Origin of the sequence: Kosakonia oryzae (genome assembly GCF_001658025.2) — a bacterium.
Lineage (GTDB): Bacteria > Pseudomonadota > Gammaproteobacteria > Enterobacterales > Enterobacteriaceae > Kosakonia > Kosakonia oryzae.
In genome coordinates this window covers 63,660-82,662 of sequence record NZ_CP014007.2, presented here as the reverse complement: position 1 = coordinate 82,662, position 19,003 = coordinate 63,660, and the positions used below count along the sequence as shown (strand labels likewise).

The following is a 19,003-nucleotide window of genomic DNA, read 5'->3' as shown; positions in this document are numbered from 1 at the left end:
CCGATAAAATCAGCGCTTTTCCATCAGGGGATTGTCTGAGATGTCCTTAAACACCATCGAGTCCGAAAATGCGCAACCGGTTGCGCAGACTCAACCCAGCGAGCTGATCTATCGCCTTGAAGACCGCCCGCCGCTGCCGCAAACCCTGTTTGCCGCGCTGCAACACCTGCTGGCGATGTTTGTTGGCGTGATTACGCCCGCGCTGCTGATCTGCCAGGCGCTGGGGTTACCGGCTCAGGACACTCAGCACATCATCAGCATGTCGCTGTTCGCCTCCGGCGTCGCTTCCATCATCCAGATTAAAGCCTGGGGCCCGGTGGGTTCCGGTCTGCTGTCGATTCAGGGGACCAGCTTCAACTTCGTTGCGCCGTTAATCATGGGCGGCACGGCGCTGAAAACCGGCGGTGCGGATGTGCCAACCATGATGGCTGCGCTGTTCGGCACCCTGATGCTGGCAAGCTGTACCGAAATGGTTATCTCGCGCATTCTGCCGCTGGCACGCCGCATTATTACTCCGCTGGTTTCCGGCGTGGTGGTGATGATTATCGGCCTGTCGCTGATCCAGGTTGGCCTGACTTCCGTCGGCGGTGGTTTTGCCGCAATGGGCAACCACACCTTCGGCGCGCCGAAAAACCTGCTGCTGGCGGGCGTGGTGCTGGCGATCATTATTCTGCTCAACCGTCAGCGTAATCCGTACCTGCGTATTGCTTCACTGGTGATCGCCATGGCGGTCGGTTATGTTCTGGCGCTGTTTATGGGCATGCTGCCGGAATATAGCGCGCCAGCGAACGCCTTTATGGTACCAACGCCGCTCTATTACGGCCTGAGCATCGACTGGAACCTGCTGCTGCCGCTGATGCTGGTATTTATGATCACCTCGCTGGAAACCATCGGCGACATCACCGCCACCTCTGACGTTTCCGAGCAGCCCGTCGCCGGCCCGGTATACATGAAGCGCCTGAAAGGCGGCGTGCTGGCGAACGGCATCAACTCGTTTGTTTCGGCGGTGTTCAACACTTTCCCGAACTCCTGCTTTGGCCAGAACAACGGCGTGATTCAGTTGACCGGCGTCGCCAGCCGCTATATCGGTTTCTTCGTGGCGCTGATGCTGGTTGTGCTGGGTCTGTTCCCGGCGGTCAGCGCTTTCGTTCAGCAGTTGCCTGAGCCAGTGCTCGGCGGCGCAACGCTGGTGATGTTCGGTACGATTGCCGCATCCGGCGTGCGTATCGTCTCCCGCGAGCCGCTGAACCGCCGCGCGATTATGATTATCGCGCTGTCGCTGGCCGTGGGCCTTGGCGTTTCCCAGCAGCCGCAGATCCTGCAATTCGCGCCAGACTGGCTGAAAAACCTGCTCTCCTCCGGTATCGCCGCAGGCGGTATCACCGCAATTGTATTGAATCTGATTTTTCCGCCAGAGAAAAACTGACCGCGCCACGGCAGCCGGGCTTACCGGCTGCCGCTGTCATCTCCTTTCATCATTCCGCCCTTGAGCATTGCGCATAAATCGTGCATAACTGCCTGATTGACACTTCGGGGATGGAAGATCATGAAATTTCTTGGAAAGCTGCTTTTAGTTGTCGTTATCGTCCTGCTACTGGCGATAGTGGCCGCTTATTTTCTGCTGCAAACCCGTTGGGGCGCGACACAGGTCAGCAACTGGGTAAATGACAACAGCGACTATCACCTCACCTTCGACGTGATTGATCACCGCTTCTCCTCGCCTTCCCATGTGTTACTGAAAAACGTCAATTTCGGCCGCAAAGGTAACCCGGCGACACTGGTCGCTAAAACCGTGGATATTGGCCTGAGCAGCCGCCAGTTGACCGATCCGCTGCACGCCGACACTATTTTATTGCAGGATGGCACGCTCAATTTCTCCCCGTCTGCCGCGCCGCTTCCCTTCCAGGCCGATCGCCTGCAGCTCAATAATATGGCGTTCAATAGCCCGACCACGGGCTGGGATCTGAGCGCGCAACGGGTGATGGGCGGCGTCTCGCCCTGGCAGCCGGTGGCCGGCAATGTGCTGGGCAGTAAAACGCAAATTCAGATGAGCGCCGGTTCGCTGACGTTAAACGGTGTTCCGGCCAGCAACGTGCTCATTCAGGGCAGTATTGACAAAGATGTTGTTACCCTGACGACTATCGGCGCGGACATGGCGCGCGGCTCGCTGACCGGCGATGCAAAACGCACTGCTGATGGCGGCTGGGTGGTGAATAACCTGCGCCTGAACGATATTCGCCTGCAAAGCGATAAAACCCTGCTCGATTTCTTCAATCCGCTGACCACGTTACCGTCATTACAGATTGGCCGTGTCGACGTGACGGACGCGCGTTTACAGGGGCCGGGCTGGGCGGTTACCGACCTCGATCTGAGCCTGAGCAATTTGACGCTGATTAAGGGTGACTGGCAGAGCGACGACGGCAGGCTGTCGATGAACGCCAGCGAGTTTATTTACGGCTCGCTGCATCTGTTCGACCCGATCCTGAATGCCAACTTTTCTCCGCAGGGAATTGCGCTACAACAGTTCACCTCGCGCTGGGAAAACGGCATGGTGCGCACCTCCGGTAACTGGTATCGCGCGGGCCATGCGCTGGTGCTCGACGACGCCGCGTTCGCCGGGCTGGAGTACACGCTGCCGGAAAACTGGAAGCAACTGTGGATGGACGATCTACCGCCGTGGCTGAACACGGTAACGCTGAAGAAATTCAGCGCCAGCCGCAACCTGGTGATTGATATCGATCCGACGTTCCCGTGGCAGCTCACCGCGCTGGATGGTTATGGCGACAATCTGCAACTGGTGCGCGAAGGAAAATGGGGCGTCTGGAGCGGTAGCGCAAAACTGAATGCCGCAGCGGCAACATTCAACCGCGTGGACGTGCGCCGCCCGTCGCTGGCGCTGAATGCCAACGGCAACGTGGTCAATATTACCGAACTGAGCGCTTTCACCGACAAGGGGTTGCTGGAAGCGAAAGCCGTGGTCTCGCAAACGCCGGATCGCAGCGTCAATGTCAGCCTTAACGGACGCGGCGTACCGCTGAATGTGCTCCAGGAGTGGGGCTGGCCAGCGTTACCGATTAGCGGAGATGGCAACCTGCAACTGACCGCCAGCGGCAGCATACGCGCCGATGCCCCGCTGAAGCCCAGCGTTAACGGCGAGTTATCTGCGGTGAACGTACAGAAACAGCAGGTAAAACAGAGCATGCATGGCGGCGTGGTATCGGGCGGCGTAGTGGCGCCTCCCGCAACTGAGGCTCCCGCACAGCCCGCCCCTGCCCAGCCCTGAAACATTGCTTTAACAAAAATTGCGCCTTCCCCGTGCGAATGTGGAAGGCTTTTTAACGGTGATCTACGCTTCTTCTCAATTTTTCAGGAAGGACTGTTACGATGACCGCCGTTATCATTCTCGCCGTTTTTCTTATCAGCGTGTTTTATGCGCATTCCCGCGGCATAGAGAAACAAAAGCTTTCGCGCCAGTTGTTTGATCATTCGACGTTTATGGCGCCGATCAATATGTTTATGACCGGTTTTTCGCGCCTGCCGCCAAAGCAGCCTTTTTTTGATACCGCCGAGTTTCCCGAGTTACAGCCAATTACGGATAACTGGCAGGTAATACGTGAAGAAGCACTGCGTTTGCAGGATCACATCAAAGCAGCGCAGACCAATAATGACGCCGGTTTTAACACCTTCTTTAAACGCGGCTGGAAGCGTTTTTATCTGAAATGGTACGACGATGCCCATCCTTCGGCGCAGGCGCTCTGCCCGGTCACTACCCGGCTGGTAAACCAGATCCCCTCCATTAAGGCGGCGATGTTTGCCGAGCTTCCTCCGGGGGCTTATCTTGGTAAACACCGCGACCCGTATGCCGGTTCCGTGCGTTACCACTTAGGCTTATCCACGCCGAATGACAATCGTTGTTTTATCGAGGTCGATCGCCAACGCCACAGCTGGCGCGACGGAGAAGCCGTGATTTTTGACGAAACATATGTTCACTGGGCGGAAAACAAAACGGACCAGACACGCATTATTCTGTTCTGCGACATCGAACGGCCAATGAAATGGCGATGGGCGCAGGCGATCAACCATTGGGTTGGTGCCACGCTGATGTCTGCCGCCAGTTCGCCGAACGACGAAGGCGACCGTACCGGCGCCATCAACCGGATCTTCAAATATGTTTATGCCCTGCGAGAAGGCGGCCAGCGCCTTAAAAAACGCAGCCGCAAGCTCTACTATGCGTTGAAATACCTGGTTATTATCGCGATTTTCGCCGCGATTATTGTGCCGGGTTTACTGTAATCGCTCCCTCTCCCGGCCAGGAGAGGGAAATACCCCCGCAAAATTAGAGCGTAATACGCACTTCACTCCCTTGCGGCGTAATCACCACACCCAGCTCGCTGCCGGACTGCGTTGCGCCCTGCACTCCGGCAATCTGCGCAATATTGCGCAGGCACAGCGTCCAGTTACGCCCTGCACCGTCAGCCTGAATCGTAATCACGCCATTTGCACGTTTCGCCCGCAGACGGAAGATCACCGCGCCGCGGGCATCCGGTACTTCGCACAACGCTTCGTGCCCATCATCCAGCGCGAAAAGCTGAAATGCCGTACCCTCGTGCCAGGCATAATCCGGGCGTTGATCGTTACTGCCCAGCGCCAGCAGCGTGTTATCGCGCACGTAAACCGGCAGGCTCATAAAGTTGTGGCGCTGTTTATGCCAGCGGTTGCCGATCTGTACGTCGTTATGCCACAGATGCGTCCAGCATCCTTCCGGCAAGTAAAACTGCACATCGCCCGCTTCGCTGAACACCGGCGCGACCAGCAGCGCATCGCCGAGCATATACTGCCTGTCGAGATAGTCGCAGGCCGGATCGTCCGGGAAGGCCAGCACCATGGCACGCATCATCGGCACGCCAGATTCATGCGCCTGCGCAGCCTGGCGATAAAGGTATGGCATCAGGCAGCATTTCAACTGTGTGAAGTGGCGTACCACATCGCAGGACTCTTCATCGTACGCCCACGGCACGCGGTAGGATTTGCTGCCATGCAGGCGACTGTGGCTGGAGAACAGCCCGAACGCGCACCAGCGTTTGTAAACATGCGCAGGCGCAGTATTTTCGAAGCCGCCGATATCGTGGCTCCAGAAGCCAAAACCGGAAAGACCAATCGATAACCCGCCGCGCAAGCTTTCGGCCATCGATTCGTAGTTGGCGTAGCAGTCGCCGCCCCAGTGGACCGGGAACTGTTGCGCGCCCACGGAAGCCGAGCGGGCAAACAGCACCGCTTCCTGCTCGCCAACCGTCTCTTTCAGCACATTCCACACCAGTTCGTTGTAGATGTACGCATAATGGTTGTGCATCTTCTGCGGGCACGCGCCGTTATGCCACGCAACATCGGTCGGAATGCGTTCGCCGAAATCGGTTTTGAAGCAGTCCACGCCCATCGCCACCAGGCCTTTGAGCTTATCGGCATACCACTGGCAGGCTTCCGGGTTGGTAAAGTCGTAAATCGCCAGCCCCGGCTGCCATTTGTCCCACTGCCACAGCGAGCCATCCGGGCGTTTCAGCAAGTAACCCTTCTCTTTAAGCTCGCGGAAAACGGGCGATTTTTGCCCGATATAGGGGTTAATCCAGACACAGATTTTCAGCCCGCGCGCTTTCAGCCGCTTCATCATGCCGGCCGGATCCGGGAAGGTCAGCGGGTCCCATTCGAAATCGCACCACTGGAAGGCTTTCATCCAGAAGCAGTCAAAGTGGAACACATGCAGCGGCAACTGGCGTTCGGCCATGCCATCGATAAAGCTGTTCACCGTCGTTTCGTCGTAGTTGGTGGTGAACGAAGTGGTCAGCCACAGGCCGAATGACCACGCGGGCGGCAGCGCCGGACGGCCAGTGAAGCGGGTATAGCGATCCAGCACCGTCTGCGGCGTCGGCCCGTCGATAACGAAATACTCCAGATACTCGCCTTCAACGCTGAACTGCACTTTGGAGACCTTCTCCGAACCGATTTCAAATTCCACGGCTTCCGGGTGATTAACCAGCACGCCATAACCACGATTGGTCAGGTAGAAGGGGATATTTTTGTACGACTGCTCGGTGCTGGTGCCGCCATCGCGGTTCCAGGTTTCCACCGCCTGGCCGTTGCGCACCAGCGCGGTAAAGCGCTCGCCGAGGCCATACACCGTTTCACCCACGCCGAGATCCAGCCGCTCAAAAAGGTAGTTGCGCCCGCTGTTGCCATTCTGCACATAGCCATTATTTTTCAACTGGCTGCCGGTGATGCGCTCGCCATCGCGCAGAAAATCGATCGCCCAGTTGTCGCCTTTCCCCACGCGAACACTAAGCGAACCGCTTTGCAGCTCGGCAAACGCTTCCGTGTTACGTATCTCCACGTGAACGTTTTGCGCAACGTTAAGCGGGAAGTGCGGGCCGTTATCCAGCGCGCCCTGAAAGTGCTCAATGCGCACACCGATAATCCCTTCCTGCGGCGAGGAAAAGCGCAGCGTAAACAAAGGGGTATCCAGTTGCCAGGTGCGCTCACGCACATCGCGCGGTGCGGCATAGACCACCATCTCATTGCCCTGTTGTTCAACCTCAAATACCTGAACCGGCTGGATTAACGTCAACCCCGGCTGGATAAGCCAGTTGCCATCACTAATTTTCATCTGTCACTCCTTACAGTAATTCTTCCCGGGCAGAAACATGGCCAAACCCCTGTTTGCCGCGGTACTCGCCACGCGCCAGTTGCGCCATGATCGCTTTCAGGAACGGCGTTTTCAGCGTGTAAAAGCGTTTGGCGATAATGGCGCTGAGCAGGTAGCAAAGCGCCGGAACCAGCGTGAACAAGGCAATAATGATGCTGATGGTGGTACTGTTCTGGCTGTGAGCCGCGGCATCGTAACCGCCACCAGCCAGCGCCCAGCCAATCAACGCGCCGCCAAATGCAAGGCCGAGTTTCAGCACAAACAGCGTACCGGCAAAGCTGATGCCGGTAAGGCGCTTACCGTTGCACCATTCGCCGTAATCGACGGTGTCGGACATCATCACCCACTGGATTGGCGTCACCAGCTGGTGCAGCACGCCGATGACAAAGATAAAGATGAACATGGTGACGCTGGCCTGGATCGGCACGAAGAACATGGCGATGCTCAGCACGGTGAGCGCGGCGTTAGTCCACCAGAAGATGGTGACTTTGCATTTCCAGTCGGTCAGCGGTTTCGCCAGCGCGCTGCCAATCAGGTTGCCGACGCAGTAGGTGGTGAGGAACGCGGTAAAAATAGCGGCATCGCCCATGATCCAGGTGACGTAATACATCATCGCGCCGCCGCGCACGCAGACGGCGAGGATGTTGAGGATGGTCAGCACGCCGACGATGCGCCACTGGTCGTTCTGCCAGATATCGCGCAGATCTTCACGCATTGAGGTGGTGCTCGGCGGTGCCTGGATACGCTCTTTGGTGGTGAAGAAGCAGAACGCCAGCATCATAAAGGCGACCACCGAGAGCACCGCTATCCCGCCCTGGAAACCGGCGACTTTGTCTTCGCCGCCAATTAATTTCACCAGCGGCATCATCAGCACCGTAGAGAGCATGCCGCCTGCGGTGGCGAGAACGAAGCGCCAGGATTGCAGCGAGATGCGCTGTGTCGGGTCATTAGTGATAACGCCGCCGAGCGCGCAATAGGGAATATTGACCACGGTGTAAAGCAGGGTGAGTAACGTATAAGTTACAGCGGCATAAATCATTTTGCCGCTCATGCTGAGATCCGGCGTGCTGTAGGCCAGCACGCAGACCACGCCAAACGGCAGCGCGCCGAAGATGATCCACGGGCGGAATTTCCCCCAGCGGCTGCGTGTGCGGTCGGCAAGCAGCCCCATGCACGGGTCGGAAATGGCGTCTAAGGCGCGCGCCAGCAGGAACATGGTGCCGACAAACCCGGCGGGAATACCGAAAATATCGGTATAGAAAAACATCATGTACAACATCACGTTATCGAAGACGATATGGCTGGCGGCATCGCCCATCCCGTAGCCAATTTTTTCTTTCACAGAAATAATCTGACTGTCCATTTTTGTTTCCTTTACGCGTGAAAAGTGCACAGAGAGCGGTTTCACACGTTGTAAACGATTGGTTTTCAGCCGGGTATTGCGATTTCTTGTTATCAATTTACGTTTATTCTTTTCTGTGATCGCTCCCCCTTTCACCGAAGCGAAGCGGCTAAGCAATGGAAAAGATAGGGATTTATCTTAAACGGTCTATTTTACTGGCCGCACAATGAGAAAAATTCTGATGAGGGTATGTGGTAAATGACTGAAAGTAGCTATAATGCGCCCCGCCTCCATGTAGCAATGCAGGCGCGGAAGATCGTCATCTCCGGTGAGGTGGCTGGACTTCAAATCCAGTTGGGGCCGCCAGCGGTCCCGGGCAGGTTCGACTCCTGTGATCTTCCGCCAAAGTTGCCAATATATTTATTTCCAATTCCACCTCTAAAGTATTATTTTATCATCTCATGTATTAATAAGAGATTGAGAGTTTAGGATATGGAAGAGCAAATTTATAACGTTGCGCCTGATGACGAGCAGACATCTAATGAATCAATAGTCCAAACGGAAGAAGAAATTGATGATGCTCCTTTTGTAGAATTTGATATCTCCGTTTCGCCAGCAGATCCCACTTTAGAATTACTTGTAAATCAAATCAATAGAAACGACATAATTATACCTTTTTACCAAAGGAATTATGTATGGAAAATAGAACAAGCATCAAAACTTATTGAGTCCTTTTTAATGGGGTTACCTGTTCCACAAATATTCTTATATGTAAACGACGATGATCAACTTGAAGTCATTGATGGTCAACAGAGAATTATGTCGGTAAAATATTTCATCGATGGATATTTCGGTGATGAGATAAAAGGGAAAAGACAAATATTTAAGTTAAAAGGTTTGTCTGAAGTATCTCAATATAACGGTTTAACTTTTGCTGATTTATCGCCAAAGGATCAACGAAAAATAAGGAATTCAACATTACGTGCAATACATATCAAGCAATTAAAGCCAAGTAAACGAAATGATAGTGTATTCCATATTTTTGAACGACTTAACACCGGAGGGACACAACTGAAACCTCAAGAAATACGGAATGCTGTTTATCGAGGGCCGATTGTCGAAGAGTTAAAAGAATTATGCAATGACCCAAACTGGAGGAAAATATTAAATATTAAAACCGGTGATAAACATCAAAAAGATATGGAAATTCTCCTGCGCGTTTTCTCATTATTTCAGAGCTGGAGAGAATATGAAAAACCTATGATTCGTTTTCTCAATAATACAATGCAAGAAGAAAGAACGTTCAATAGTCATAAGGCTACAGTTTTCAAAGAAAGATTTCCTCAAGCTATTAAATTTATTATTGAAAAACTTGAAAGACCATTTAGACCAAGAAATGTCGTTAATTTAGCTGTCCTGGATTCTATATTAGTTACTTTGCTCGAAAACCCACAATTTATGAATGATAAATTTGAGGAAAAATATTTTTCTCTTGTAGGTGATCAACGGTTTATAAACAACTCCTCAATTTCAACAGCAGATGTATCTGTGCTGCATGAACGCTTTCACCTTGCAAAGGAGTTACTTCAAGATGATGAATAGCTGTTTGGTTGAATATTTTAGAAAAATAGATATTCTTTTTTTAGAGCTTGATAAATTAGCTCCTGAAAACGATGTAAAGAATCGTTCAATTCGGAATGAATTTGCAGGTTTAATGGTCATTAGTTTAGCTGCAAACTATGAAAATTGTGTTAAAACTATTTTAATAAACTATGCTGATCTTTTTCATGATAAATTCTCTCATCAAGTTGAAAGGAAATACAGCTATCTTAATAGTAGGATTAAATACGAAACACTAAAGGAATATTTAAGCCATTTCGATGGCGATCTTTTTAATTTTGAGAACAAAGTTTCCAAGTATTCTATAAAACTCAAAAATGAAATCAATAAAACTTATGATCAAATATTAACTTGGCGGCACTCTTACGCTCATGCAAATTCAGTGATAACTTCATTAACTGACGCGTATAAGGCACACCGATATGCCAAATATATTCTTTATTCTTTCGAGGATTCGTTATTAGGCCATGCAAAGAGAGATAGCGTTAGGCTGATAAATATTTTCAATCGTAATTCTTCCTTTGCATTTGATGCAATTGAAAGCAACTATGAAAAAATTAAAGACAGGATCAATAATGAAACTAATTTAATTGCACAGAAAGATGAGGCCAACTACCTTTTAGCAACCGCGAGGAAATTCAAAACTATTTGTGAAGAGGCGCAGCAGAAAGCTAATGAATGTTCCATTAACATTCTTCCATCAATTTTAAACCAAGCTCAAAATGCTGCGACAGAATGCCAAAAAGCCTCAAAAGCATTCTCAGCATTAAAAAATGGATTATGCCAAGCGGCTACTTAGAGATTTTGCTAAGTTCAGCATTTAACGGCTCAACACCCAACCTTTCCAGTTCCTTTCTACCAAGGGTTTTGAGCCAATTCCCCAAACTCATCCCCGCGTCATTTGCAGCCGCTTCAAACTGCGCTTTCAACTCTGGTGTGATCCTAATTTGAAATGTGGGAGCTTTGCCGCATTTTGACTGATTAGTGTCACGTTTAGCTTTTGTCATGTACGTACCTAAAGCATAATCTTTAACCACTCAGGCACGTCCCCTGGCATAAGTCGTCCTGACATTTAAACGCCCTCGCCAGGTACTTGCGATACCAGACGAGAGCTAACCATCCCCAACTATCAAGGAGTTGATAATGGCTGATCCGCATTCTACCCCAGACTTTACGCCCACCGGAACCGAGCACAGTGTAATTGTGCGCTATCGCCCGAATCAGGGCGACACCAGTACGCCGTGCATTATGCTTTCCGGCAAGTGGTTGCGCGATGCCGGGTTTGATACCGGGCAACATCTGCTGGTGAAAGTGATGCAGGGTTGCATTGTGCTAACCAAACACAGCGAGAAGGAAGAGTGGCTGGCAAGCGAGCTGGATAAAACCCGCAGGCAACTCAGGGAAGTGAAAAGCGTCATGAAAAACGCCTATCTGCAATCAAAGCCTAACTGAGCGCCCTTTCTCCTTTATCTTCATAGTGGTTGCGCTAATGAAATGCAGTATGAGTATCTGGCATACTGCATAGCTTATTCAGCAATCAGAACGCATATCGCGCAGGCATGGCAGATGAACGCTTAACCCAATCCCCGGCAGGTGAATTTATCATGTTCGCCAGCGGTGACGGGAAAGTACGCATTACATGCCGCTTCGAGCATGAAACCTTATGGCTCCCGCAGGCGTCCATTGCCGCACTTTACCAGGTCAGCCCGCAAGCAATAACCCAACATATCAAAGCCATTTATGAAGAAGGAGAGCTTGAACAAAACACAACCTGTAAGTCTTAATTACAGGTTCAGCAGGCAGAACCCGCCAGGTTAGCGAACTCAACCGCGTGGTCAATATGTGGCTGGACTTTGCCGAAGACCAGGCCCGCCGTCGTCAGCAGGTATTTCTGCGTGACTGGCAGTTAAAGTTGGATCAATTTCTGCAATTCAACGACCGTGATGTTCTGCAAGATGCAGGAAAAATAACTAAAAAAGCAGCAGATGAAAAAGCACAAACGGAATACGTCCAGTTTGCTGAGCAACAGCGGCGCTTAAAAGAGTCGGAAGGAGAGAAAAGCATCGCAGATTTACTTCCGTGGAGTAAAAAGCCACGTGAATAGTGGAATCTTTTATTTTCATTAATATAATGGCTAAAGAAATAATCACAATTTTATATATAATAAAATTGTTTTTTAATACCCTTGATTGTCAATCGGAGGTATAAAACACCCCCGAGACGTTATGGTTCATCAGTTTTTTATAATCACGATCTTGTTTTTTTCAAGCGCATAAAAACATGTCCATCCCAGCGCAGATCATAGTTTATATTTCCGATACCGGATAAACCAAGGTTATGGGCGATAACATTAAAAACAGTTTCGCATGAGCAGGCACTATTTTTTCTCAGCCTGTAAACCCCCTCGTTAACATCAAATAAATAAACCGATCCGCCACAATTTAACAGTGCCGTAGAATGTGAAAAGCTGGAATACGTATGCTCAAGGGGATGCAGGATCCTTTCGCTTAATGCCGTGGATATAACAATGGCAGTATTATTATATGCTGGGACATTGTTCAGAATACATTCCATGTGAAATCTCGCAGCAGTATCGCCCGCCAACTCATAATGTAATCTGTAACCGGCTCGCTTTGCTAATAAATCCTCCTGCCTGTTTAACGTTTGCAGAAGTTGTATACGCCCTTCTGTTGTTCTGTGCATTTTTATGGCAGAATTTTGCACATAATTACCAAAATCAAAAAAACGCTGTTTGTCATTAATGGCAAATCCAACTGTATTTTTATCATTGGCAATTTCTCGCAGCGCATCAGAAGTCCAGTACAGCGAGGAACCGAAGCAAATACCATTAAGCTGATGCTTATCAAGATAATTATTGTAATCCCTATAAATATCGACGCACTTCTCAAATCCATTTAATATTTCATTCATTTACATTGCACCTTAATTTTATAAGTTATTAACCCATTAAAAAGTACATTAAGATCTGATCGCATGAATGAAAACTATATAAGTATGCACTGTAAGAATCTTCTAAAAACGCTTTAAATAAGAATTACAATAAACACTAACGCGTTTAACACAATGATTTTTATTTGATGATTTGTTATTTGCGTTAAGACGCAACGCAAACTGCATTAACAATGCAATACACTATTTTCCCTTCACCTCTAATGGGCCCTTCTGTATTTGCAAGGGTGACGATAATAATAGAGGATGAGGAAAATATTACCGTATTCGCCAAACGCGCCCGGCCAGCAAGACGAACCCCGTCCTCACCAACGTTATCTGCGCATAAAACAACCGATATCGGGCGCCACCGTGATTTATCACTCAGGGCGTTCAGGAGTAACATAGGCACTCCAAAAACCGATAGATAACAACCAACAGACAACAACCGATGAAACGCTCATTTTTTATCGTCGCCACCGTTTTTTACTTCAACACCGCTTTTGCCGCAGCACCGTTACCGAAAGATGTCAGTGATTTCCGCGCGCTTGCCGAGCAGTGCGAACATTTTGCCAGCGAACAGGACAGCGATCTCGATGAGCAACAGCAAAAAGCGCTGGATGCCAACCTTGAAGCCACCTGCGGCAAAGCCGTGGTTCAGCTCAAAACGTTACGGGAAAAGTATAAAAACGACGAGGAATTAATGAAGATCATCAATGCCTATGATTTTTGATGGCCCTGATGGCGTGAATACGTCACGAAGATCCAACAGAATCTCCTGGTACGTGGTAGTGGCAGTGCACCAGGTGACCTGAACCGTTTTGTGAATAAGTCTTATTGCATATGCATTAACAAACGTCGGGTAGGGGGAGCAGGGAAATTGTAGCGCGTCGGGGATCTGACCATTTTCAACTCGTTGCTGTCTTTGCGCTCCTGAAAGGTCGCCTCCGGTACAACTTTACCGGCAATACAGCAAAAACAGTCATTCCAGTTATTGTAGATCTGGATCAGTTCCGCGACGCTGTTTAACCCGAGTTTTCGCAGGATCGAGTTTTTGTAATTACTGACGATTTTCTTATCCAAACCGAGCGCTTGCGCAATTTCATCACCCGCCTGGTAATCCAGAAGCAGGAGTAAAATTTTATGCTCCGTTTTATTCAGGTGGATTTCTCGGGTAATATCAAACTTTGATTTTCCTTTCAATAACTTAATGGTTTTCTTAAGCTCATGCTTCAGGAAAGATAAAGAGGAAGATTTATCCACTTTTATGAATCGTGAACATATAAACGAAGGAAAACTTTTTTCTTCACTCAGGATTAAAATGAGTTTATCCACGCTAAAGAATAATATTTGTTCATCCCCACGATCGTACGCAATCAATGTATGTGTTGCGCAAGGATTAATCGTTTTGAGCAGTATATCCATGCCCATCACAAAGTAACTATCTTGTGAGATGATATACATATTCAGCCTCCCGATAAGGTTATTTCTCGCCTCGTCCACATGACTGATACGTTTGTCAGAGTAGTGTTAACGTTTGCTGCAGGATTTACCTTTCCCATTGAAAAATAAAGGTTTTCCACCCATAATATTATGAATAAATAATGACCAGGTATTCTACTCTACCGTCTCGCCTGCACCGTTAGAGTTGTTAATAATACATTATATTTCCGTTAAAAACTTCGCAAGCTAATCGGTAAAATAAAACGAAAAAAAATAACTGGAATATATCAAAGCAATGCACTATGAGCGCTAAAGCGCTTATTCATACGGAATTTTGTAACACCGTATTAATTAACAGGTTGATTAACGTATCTTAATTATTAAAAAAGAAAAAAATGGATGAAGGGAAAATTTTATTTTCTAACTTTTGCTACCTGTCGAATAGTTACCTACTAAAATTAGTTATCTTTTTCTTAATAGCAAGAATGCCGATCATGTTTTAGGATTTTTCATACAGCAAGCGAATGATTAAGAAATTAATTAACAATTGCAGATTACACAAAGCTGACAAACGACGTTGTTAACCAGCCTCTTAAATTTTATCTGTAATAGTCAAAAGCGAACTCTGCTGCCCAGTGCCAGATGAAAGATTGCACTACCCGTATAGAACGCTTACATTCGAAAGACATGCCTTGCTTTTCAAACTGTTATTGTTCAGGGAGTGTTATGTCTTTCGCTGATCCCACGGTTATCACTGCCACTCATCCGGAGTGCTGCTGATGGCGATGCCCAAACTGCGTAACTGGTTGCCGCTACTTTTCCTCTCACTGCTCTTTGTCGCCATGATGGAGCGGGTCCATCTGCCCGCTGCGCTCCTGCTGGGGCCGATGTTTGCCGGGATTATTCTCGCCATCCTTAACCGACCGGTAGTGGTAAGCAAAACCAGTTTCGGCGTTGCGCAGGCGGTGGTTGGCGCAATGATCGCCCATGCCATTCCCCCCTCGGTGTTCGGTCGTATTGCTGCCGACTGGCCGCTGTTTATCAGTTGCATTGTCTCGGTGATTTTCGCCAGCGCCATTCTCGGCTGGATTATGGCGAAGCTACAGGTTTTTCCAGGCTCCACGGCGATCTGGGGGTCGTCGCCGGGCGCGGCGGCAGCCATGACCATTATGGCTGAGAGTTTCGGTGCCGATGTCCGCCTGGTGGCATTTATGCAGTATCTGCGGGTAATGATTGTGGCGCTGGTCGCGGTGCTGGTAACCCGCATATGGATGGGCGCGACCAGCCCGGATCACGCGGTTGCGACATTTACCCTGTTCGGCCCGGTGCGCTGGCTGCCGTTTGCCGGTACGTTGCTGGTCATTGCGGCAGGTTATCTGATCGCCCGGCGAGTAAAACTTCCCTCCGGTCCGATGCTGATAACGTTAATACTGGGGACCATTATCGAAGATACCAGGGTGTTGTCGCTGGAATTGCCGCCGTGGCTGCTGGCGCTCTCCTACGCGGTGATTGGCTGGAGCATCGGGTTGCGCTTTACGCGGGAGATTGTCTGGTACGCCGCCCGCGCACTGCCGCGCGTGTTGCTGTCGGTGCTGACACTGGTAGCCGTGTGCTGCGGCTTTGCATTTTTGCTGGTGCAGTTCGCCGGTATCGATCCGCTCACCGCCTATCTCGCCACCAGCCCCGGCGGGGCAGACACGGTGGCGATCATCGCCTCTTCAAGCCACGTTGATATCTCGTTTGTGATGGCGATGCAGACCGGACGCTTTATTCTGGTGCTGATCACCGGCCCGGCGATTTCACGTTTTGTGGCGAAGAGGCTGGGAGCTTAACCCCGGCAGGAACGTCAATGCCGGGGCGACAATCACTCTGCAGCCAGACGCAGCCTTTCGATCACCCCAGCCACTTCACGGCGCGCGTCACCTTGCAGCGTCTGTAATGGCGGCGGCAGACACGGCGCCGTCACCACACCGAGCAATTCGGCGGCAGTTGCGATCACCCGCAGGCTGCCACCATAGCGTTTGAATAGATCCCACAGCGGTGCCAGCGCGTCGGAATGCGCCCGCGCCTGCGCCATGTCGCCAGCCTGCGCCGCGCGGGAGATGGCCAGCGCCGCTTGCGGGAAGAGTCCGCCCAGCACCGAATACCAGATCCCGCAACCAGCGCTCAGACCGTCCACTGCGATAGCATCGCCGCTGATGCCGAGCGTAATATGTGCCGGAATGTGCCCCCGCAGCGCCGCAATCCGCTCCTGCGCACCAAGGGGAGGAATTTTGATCGAGCCAATATTGGGTAACCGGGCGATGCGAGCAAGCAGCGCATCGCTGAAGGTGAAATGCGTCGCACCGGGATTATCGTAAACACATAGCGGCACCGACAATTCGCGAGTCACCGCCGCGTACAGGCCAAAGACTTCCTCTTCGGTTAACGCGTGATAGGAAACCGGCGCCAGCAGCACCGCGCTAACGCCCGCTTTTTGCGCATCCTCCGCCAGCCACAGCACATCGCGGGTACGCAGTGCGCCAATCCCGGCGATCACCGGCACCGCGCCGGAGTGCTCCGTCGCCAGACGCAGCGCGGCAGCGCGTTCATTACGGCTGAAATAGGGATAGCAACCCGTCGATCCTAACGCGCCAATCGAATCCACCCCGGCCACGCGGAGCTTCTCGATCAGCCGAACGTATGCAGCTTCATCCAGCCGCTCATCAACCAGCGGCGTCAGCGGAAATGCGCTCAGCCCCGTGAAATCCATGCTTTACCCCCTTCAGAGTCATAAACCCAGCGCTGTTTTCTCACAGCAATAGCCTGGCATCATACGTTGCAATCCGGCGAAAAGTTCGTCGCCTGCCTCACATAATGCAGCCTGCGGCATTTCCGGCAGGCTCTCGAGGATGAACCCCAATTTCCGTCGCCAACCGGAACAGCGTAGCGCAGGCGAATAGCGTTGTAGAGATCCACCACCGGGTGAATGGCCGGTACCACGCCGTAGCGCAAACAGATATCCCGCACCACTTGCCAGCCACCGCGCGCAGCCGGTGGTCTTTACCATAACGGCCAGCGAATGCCATTCATGAACATCGCTCATAACGTCATTATGATTTAATGACGTTATCATTTGTGTCGCTCTGATTAAGATAACGTTCCGCCTTTGTCGGTACCCTCCTCGTTATTGAATCAGGATCCTATGAGCAACAAGATACACGGGCCGCTGTTCCTCGCGATCCTCAGCGCGCTGATGGCCTTTACTTCTCTGTCGACAGATATCTATCTACCCGCCATGCCGCTAATGGCCAGCGAGCTGCAAGGGGATATCGAACTGACCATTACCGGTTTCTTAATCGGCTTCGCGCTGGCACAACTGGTATGGGGACCGATCAGCGACGCCATAGGCCGCCGTCGGCCGCTGTTTATCGGTATGCTGCTGTTTATTATCGGTTCCGCTGGCTGCGCCCTGTCGACGGATATTGAGCAAATTGTCTTCTGGCGCGTGTTTCAGGCCTTTGGCGCCTGTACCGGGCCGATGCTGGCGCGGGCGATGATCCGCGATCTGTTTGCCCGCACCCGCGCCGCGCAGATGCTCTCGACGCTGACCATCATTATGGCTATCGCCCCGATTATCGGGCCGCTGGCGGGCGGGCAAATCATTAAGATCACCAGTTGGCACGCCATTTTCTGGCTGCTGGCGGTGATTGGCGGGTTGATGTTCCTCTCCCTCTATGCGCTGCCGGAAACCCTGCCGCCGGAAAAACGGGTCAACACCTCGCTGGCGGGCGCATTTACCAACTATTTCTCGCTGCTGCACAATCGCGCCTTTATGCGTTTTACGCTGTGCCTGACTTTTTTCTACGTTTCCGCATACGCATTTATTACCGGGTCGCCATTCGTCTATATCCGCTATTACGGTATCGATCCGCAATATTACGGCTGGCTGTTCGCCATCAATATTGTGGGGCTGATGGGGATGAGCGTGGTGAACCGGCGGCTGGTACAGCGCCATCCGCTGGAACGGCTGCTGAAAATCGCTGTAGCGGGTGCGGCTGTTGCAGCCGTCGCATTGGCATTGGTGGTGAAGCTGCAACTGGGCGGCATTGCTGCGGTCGTTGTCTGCGTCTTCTTGTTCTTCTCGATGAACGGCATTATCGCTGCAACCTCCACCGCCGCGGCGCTTGATGCCGTACCAACCATTGCCGGGTCAGCCGCCGCATTAATGGGTTCCTTACAGTACGGCAGCGGCATCATTTCGTCCCTGCTGCTGACGTGGTTTCGCGACGGTACGCCGTGGACAATGGCATGGGTCATGGCACTCTTCACGCTCGCCAGCGCGGCGATGGTATTGCGCCGCCATTCATGATTCCGGCTCATAAGATCATGCCGATTTCCCCCAATAGTCGCAGGTAATTGGCAGGGCTATGATCGCTGTTCCCGGAAACCGTGCGGGGCATCGGTCATGCCAGCCGCCACCGATTTTCCGCCCGGTGAGTAAACTTAACGATAAGACCACACTGGAGAAAACCATGAAGATCACCCGCAATGCTTCCATTCCTTCCGCGCAAGGCCCGCAGGAATATTTCACTGGCCGCGTGCGGATCGACGCGCCGTTTAAGGCCGAAGAACCTGCCCGCGTGGGCGGCGCAACCGTGACGTTTGAACCGGGCGCGCGCACCGCGTGGCATACCCATCCGCTCGGCCAGACGCTGATCGTCACCCACGGTAAAGGCTGGATCCAGTGCGAAGGCGAAGCCATTCAGGAGATGAACCCGGGCGATATCGTCTGGATCCCGGAGGATGTTAAACACTGGCACGGCGCGACAGCAGATACGGCGATGACCCATATTGCCATCGCCGAGTCGTTAAATGGCAGCCCGGTGACCTGGCTTGAACAGGTTACCGACGAGCAATATCGCGGCTAACGAAGAAGTCATGAATAACGGTGAGAACAACGTGGTGGTGATCGC

Annotated in this window: 16 protein-coding genes, 1 tRNA gene and 2 pseudogenes; 12 read left to right on the top strand and 7 right to left on the bottom strand. The window is 51.4% G+C overall.

Translation table 11 applies throughout. The features are described from left to right. Positions 1-40: 40 nt before the first annotated feature. The 3 genes from AWR26_RS00405 (at position 41) to lpxO (ending at position 4,293) form a co-directional block, all read left to right on the top strand. Positions 41-1,426 (top strand): nucleobase:cation symporter-2 family protein, encoded by a 1,386-nt coding sequence (locus AWR26_RS00405; protein WP_064562690.1) that lies wholly within the window; start codon positions 41-43, stop codon positions 1,424-1,426. A gap of 120 nt (positions 1,427-1,546) precedes the next feature. Next, complete coding sequence (locus tag AWR26_RS00400; RefSeq protein WP_064562687.1) at positions 1,547-3,283, top strand: AsmA family protein; 1,737 nt, start codon at positions 1,547-1,549, stop codon at positions 3,281-3,283. Positions 3,284-3,384: 101 nt separating this feature from the next. Next, positions 3,385-4,293 (top strand): lipid A hydroxylase LpxO, encoded by a 909-nt coding sequence (gene lpxO / locus AWR26_RS00395; RefSeq protein ID WP_064562684.1) that lies wholly within the window; start codon positions 3,385-3,387, stop codon positions 4,291-4,293. Between the two features lie 43 nt (positions 4,294-4,336). Here the strand turns inward: lpxO and yicI are convergent, their stop codons facing one another. Both yicI and AWR26_RS00385 read right to left on the bottom strand, forming a co-directional pair. Then, positions 4,337-6,655 (bottom strand): alpha-xylosidase, encoded by a 2,319-nt coding sequence (gene yicI, locus AWR26_RS00390; protein WP_064562681.1) that lies wholly within the window; start codon positions 6,653-6,655, stop codon positions 4,337-4,339. A 10-nt stretch (positions 6,656-6,665) separates the two neighbouring features. Then, on the bottom strand, positions 6,666-8,057 hold the full coding sequence (locus AWR26_RS00385) for a glycoside-pentoside-hexuronide family transporter (RefSeq protein ID WP_064562678.1): 1,392 nt from the start codon (positions 8,055-8,057) through the stop codon (positions 6,666-6,668). Between the two features lie 289 nt (positions 8,058-8,346). Here AWR26_RS00385 and AWR26_RS00380 point away from each other — a divergent pair. The 3 genes from AWR26_RS00380 (at position 8,347) to AWR26_RS00370 (ending at position 10,455) form a co-directional block, all read left to right on the top strand. Further along, positions 8,347-8,441: transfer RNA gene (locus AWR26_RS00380), tRNA-Sec, on the top strand. A gap of 87 nt (positions 8,442-8,528) precedes the next feature. Continuing rightward, the gene (locus tag AWR26_RS00375) at positions 8,529-9,638 is read left to right on the top strand and encodes a DUF262 domain-containing protein (protein ID WP_064562675.1); all 1,110 of its coding nucleotides are present in this window, start codon (positions 8,529-8,531) and stop codon (positions 9,636-9,638) included. Beyond that, positions 9,628-10,455 carry a HEPN domain-containing protein gene (locus AWR26_RS00370; RefSeq protein ID WP_064562672.1) on the top strand — a complete coding sequence of 276 codons (828 nt, stop codon included), beginning with the start codon at positions 9,628-9,630 and terminating at the stop codon, positions 10,453-10,455. Before AWR26_RS00375 ends, AWR26_RS00370 begins: the two co-directional genes overlap by 11 nt. Here the strand turns inward: AWR26_RS00370 and AWR26_RS00365 are convergent. Next, positions 10,448-10,663, bottom strand: a complete 216-nt coding sequence (locus AWR26_RS00365; RefSeq protein ID WP_064568931.1) for a hypothetical protein — start codon at positions 10,661-10,663, stop codon at positions 10,448-10,450. The genes AWR26_RS00370 and AWR26_RS00365 overlap by 8 nt on opposite strands. Positions 10,664-10,799: 136 nt before the next feature. On the opposite strand from AWR26_RS00365, the gene AWR26_RS00360 reads away from it, so the two are divergent. Beyond that, positions 10,800-11,108 carry a SymE family type I addiction module toxin gene (locus AWR26_RS00360; protein ID WP_007369470.1) on the top strand — a complete coding sequence of 103 codons (309 nt, stop codon included), beginning with the start codon at positions 10,800-10,802 and terminating at the stop codon, positions 11,106-11,108. A gap of 107 nt (positions 11,109-11,215) precedes the next feature. Beyond that, a pseudogene (gene rhuM / locus AWR26_RS00355) lies at positions 11,216-11,760 on the top strand (RhuM family protein). Between the two features lie 143 nt (positions 11,761-11,903). Here rhuM and AWR26_RS00350 read toward each other — a convergent pair. Continuing rightward, entirely contained in the window at positions 11,904-12,587 is a 684-nt protein-coding gene (locus AWR26_RS00350) for a hypothetical protein (protein ID WP_064562669.1), read from the bottom strand. Between the two features lie 469 nt (positions 12,588-13,056). On the opposite strand from AWR26_RS00350, the gene AWR26_RS00345 reads away from it, so the two are divergent. Further along, a complete protein-coding gene (locus AWR26_RS00345) occupies positions 13,057-13,338 on the top strand; it encodes a hypothetical protein (RefSeq protein ID WP_064562667.1) in 282 nt (93 codons plus the stop codon). Between the two features lie 101 nt (positions 13,339-13,439). Here the strand turns inward: AWR26_RS00345 and AWR26_RS00340 are convergent, their stop codons facing one another. Beyond that, positions 13,440-14,069, bottom strand: a complete 630-nt coding sequence (locus tag AWR26_RS00340; RefSeq protein WP_064562665.1) for a LuxR C-terminal-related transcriptional regulator — start codon at positions 14,067-14,069, stop codon at positions 13,440-13,442. 758 nt (positions 14,070-14,827) lie between these two features. On the opposite strand from AWR26_RS00340, the gene AWR26_RS00335 reads away from it, so the two are divergent. After that, on the top strand, positions 14,828-15,880 hold the full coding sequence (locus tag AWR26_RS00335; RefSeq protein WP_064562662.1) for an AbrB family transcriptional regulator: 1,053 nt from the start codon (positions 14,828-14,830) through the stop codon (positions 15,878-15,880). 32 nt (positions 15,881-15,912) lie between these two features. Here AWR26_RS00335 and AWR26_RS00330 read toward each other — a convergent pair whose 3' ends face one another. Then, positions 15,913-16,800 carry a dihydrodipicolinate synthase family protein gene (locus AWR26_RS00330; protein WP_064562660.1) on the bottom strand — a complete coding sequence of 296 codons (888 nt, stop codon included), beginning with the start codon at positions 16,798-16,800 and terminating at the stop codon, positions 15,913-15,915. Positions 16,801-16,818: 18 nt separating this feature from the next. Continuing rightward, positions 16,819-17,063: pseudogene (locus AWR26_RS00325) on the bottom strand (hypothetical protein); the annotation flags it as partial. A gap of 169 nt (positions 17,064-17,232) precedes the next feature. Here AWR26_RS00325 and AWR26_RS00320 point away from each other — a divergent pair. Together AWR26_RS00320 and AWR26_RS00315 are read left to right on the top strand one after the other, a co-directional pair. After that, on the top strand, positions 17,233-18,399 hold the full coding sequence (locus AWR26_RS00320) for a multidrug effflux MFS transporter (protein WP_064562658.1): 1,167 nt from the start codon (positions 17,233-17,235) through the stop codon (positions 18,397-18,399). A gap of 163 nt (positions 18,400-18,562) precedes the next feature. Further along, positions 18,563-18,958, top strand: a complete 396-nt coding sequence (locus tag AWR26_RS00315; protein ID WP_064562656.1) for a (R)-mandelonitrile lyase — start codon at positions 18,563-18,565, stop codon at positions 18,956-18,958. Positions 18,959-19,003: the final 45 nt, after the last annotated feature.

Coding starts and splice junctions, on each gene's coding strand:
- AWR26_RS00405 (WP_064562690.1), top strand. CDS start 41: ATGTCCTTAAACACCATCGAGTCCGAAAATGCGCAACCGGTTGCGCAG.
- AWR26_RS00400 (WP_064562687.1), top strand. CDS start 1,547: ATGAAATTTCTTGGAAAGCTGCTTTTAGTTGTCGTTATCGTCCTGCTA.
- lpxO (WP_064562684.1), top strand. CDS start 3,385: ATGACCGCCGTTATCATTCTCGCCGTTTTTCTTATCAGCGTGTTTTAT.
- yicI (WP_064562681.1), bottom strand. CDS start 6,655: ATGAAAATTAGTGATGGCAACTGGCTTATCCAGCCGGGGTTGACGTTA.
- AWR26_RS00385 (WP_064562678.1), bottom strand. CDS start 8,057: ATGGACAGTCAGATTATTTCTGTGAAAGAAAAAATTGGCTACGGGATG.
- AWR26_RS00375 (WP_064562675.1), top strand. CDS start 8,529: ATGGAAGAGCAAATTTATAACGTTGCGCCTGATGACGAGCAGACATCT.
- AWR26_RS00370 (WP_064562672.1), top strand. CDS start 9,628: ATGATGAATAGCTGTTTGGTTGAATATTTTAGAAAAATAGATATTCTT.
- AWR26_RS00365 (WP_064568931.1), bottom strand. CDS start 10,663: ATGACAAAAGCTAAACGTGACACTAATCAGTCAAAATGCGGCAAAGCT.
- AWR26_RS00360 (WP_007369470.1), top strand. CDS start 10,800: ATGGCTGATCCGCATTCTACCCCAGACTTTACGCCCACCGGAACCGAG.
- AWR26_RS00350 (WP_064562669.1), bottom strand. CDS start 12,587: ATGAATGAAATATTAAATGGATTTGAGAAGTGCGTCGATATTTATAGG.
- AWR26_RS00345 (WP_064562667.1), top strand. CDS start 13,057: ATGAAACGCTCATTTTTTATCGTCGCCACCGTTTTTTACTTCAACACC.
- AWR26_RS00340 (WP_064562665.1), bottom strand. CDS start 14,069: ATGTATATCATCTCACAAGATAGTTACTTTGTGATGGGCATGGATATA.
- AWR26_RS00335 (WP_064562662.1), top strand. CDS start 14,828: ATGGCGATGCCCAAACTGCGTAACTGGTTGCCGCTACTTTTCCTCTCA.
- AWR26_RS00330 (WP_064562660.1), bottom strand. CDS start 16,800: ATGGATTTCACGGGGCTGAGCGCATTTCCGCTGACGCCGCTGGTTGAT.
- AWR26_RS00320 (WP_064562658.1), top strand. CDS start 17,233: ATGAGCAACAAGATACACGGGCCGCTGTTCCTCGCGATCCTCAGCGCG.
- AWR26_RS00315 (WP_064562656.1), top strand. CDS start 18,563: ATGAAGATCACCCGCAATGCTTCCATTCCTTCCGCGCAAGGCCCGCAG.